Source organism: Candidatus Palibaumannia cicadellinicola (assembly GCF_002855795.1).
Taxonomy (GTDB): Bacteria; Pseudomonadota; Gammaproteobacteria; order Enterobacterales; family Enterobacteriaceae; genus Baumannia; species Baumannia cicadellinicola_C.
Window position 1 is genome coordinate 1 of sequence record NZ_NJPO01000149.1, and the last position, 1,848, is coordinate 1,848.

Genomic DNA, 1,848 nt, shown 5'->3' on the forward strand with positions numbered 1-1,848 from the left:
TAAGACCAGTAAAAAGAAATATTAATTACTTTCTCGCAAATAGTGGCTGATACATTTAAAATGATTAAGTGCCTATTTTAAAACGATAAAGATTTCGGTAAAAAGCATGCAATGATTGACAAAACCTTCTTCAGCTATAAAGACGCAGGTGTAGATATTGATGCAGGTAATGCATTCGTCGACCGTATAAAAAGCGTTGTTAAACAAACCGAACGTCCGGAAGTTATGAGCAGGTTGGGCGGATTCGGTGCTTTGTGCGCGCTGCCGCAGAAGTACCGTGAGCCTATTCTGGTATCTAGCATTGATGGGGTTGGTACGAAACTACGCCTAGCTATTGATTTAAAGCGATATAACACGATCGGTATTGATTTAGTAGCAATGTGCGTAAATGATTTAGTTGTTCAGGGCGCAGAGCCTTTGTTTTTTCTAGATTATTATGCCACTGGAAAACTCAACATTGAAACTGCGATGGCGGTGATACACAGTATCGCCGAAGGTTGCCGGCAATCTAGTTGTGCGCTAGTAGGTGGCGAAACGGCAGAAATGCCGGGTATATACCACGGTGAAGACTATGATATTGCCGGCTTCTGCGTTGGAGTAGTGGAAAAAGATAATATAATTGACGGTAGTACGGTACAAGCTGGGGATTCCCTACTTGCGCTGGCGTCTAGCGGACTACATTCTAACGGCTATTCGCTAGTGCGTAAAATTTTATCATTTAACCAGATTGACGCTCAATCTACTCAGGTGGAAGGAAAATCACTAGCAGATCATTTACTAACTCCTACGCGTATTTATGTTAAAACGTTACTATCGTTGATCCAGCAAACTCAGGTAAATGCTATCGTACATCTAACTGGTGGTGGATTCTGGGAAAATATTCCGCGCGTTCTACCAATTAATACCCAGGTGATCATTAATGAACATAGCTGGCAATGGCCAGCTGTATTCCACTGGATACAGCAGGCTGGTAATATCTGCCGTAATGAAATGTACCGTACTTTTAACTGCGGAGTTGGTATGCTTATTGTTGTTCCTTCTTCCAGCCAAAAACAGGCGCTGAGTATTCTATCTAACCTAGGAGAAACAGCCTGGGTACTAGGTGAAATTCAGCAAGCTGAAGGTAACAAAAAGGTGTTTATTTTCTGATGAAACGGATTGTGGTGTTAATATCAGGTCAAGGAAGTAACCTCCAGGCGCTAATTGACGCTTGTCAGCAAAAAAAGCTAACGGCGCAAATTTCGGCGGTAGTGAGTAATAAAGCTAATGCCTACGGTCTAGCGCGCGCGGCTGCTCTAAATATTAATGTCCATACCCTCGATAGGAAACAATTTACTGAAAGTGAAGCATTCGATCGCGCGCTGATAGCGACGATTGATAGCTATCAACCTGATGCCGTGGCGCTAGCTGGCTATATGCGTATTTTATCAGCTGAATTTGTTACCCACTACGCTGGCCGTTTGTTAAATATCCACCCCTCACTCTTGCCACTTTATCCAGGTTTACATACTCACCGTCAGGTACTACAAAATGGTGACATGGTACACGGAACTACGGTACATTTCGTAACAGATCAGCTAGATAGTGGGCCGGTTATCTTGCAGGCGCCCGTACCTGTGTTGTCCAGCGACAACGAAATGACACTCGCACAAAGGATAAAAAATCAAGAACACATAATTTATCCTCTTGTTATGGGTTGGTTACTAGCAGGTAGGTTAGTACTGCGCGCAGGCGCAGCCTGGCTGGATAACGTTCAACTGCAACCTCAAAGTGACTTATGCTCTTACTTCTCTGAGTTAGTAAAGTGATATTAATTCAACTTTTTCTCTCAAATTTTCTACCTACTGC

2 protein-coding genes are annotated in these 1,848 nt (G+C 43.1%); both read left to right on the top strand.

Annotated features, from left to right (window positions below; all coding sequences use genetic code 11):
- Positions 1 to 111 precede the first annotated feature (111 nt).
- The gene (gene purM / locus CEX73_RS02775) at positions 112 to 1,149 is read left to right on the top strand and encodes a phosphoribosylformylglycinamidine cyclo-ligase (protein ID WP_101627063.1); all 1,038 of its coding nucleotides are present in this window, start codon (positions 112 to 114) and stop codon (positions 1,147 to 1,149) included.
- A complete protein-coding gene (gene purN / locus CEX73_RS02780) occupies positions 1,149 to 1,808 on the top strand; it encodes a phosphoribosylglycinamide formyltransferase (protein WP_101627064.1) in 660 nt (219 codons plus the stop codon). Before purM ends, purN begins: the two co-directional genes overlap by 1 nt.
- The last annotated feature ends 40 nt before the right edge of the window (positions 1,809 to 1,848 follow it).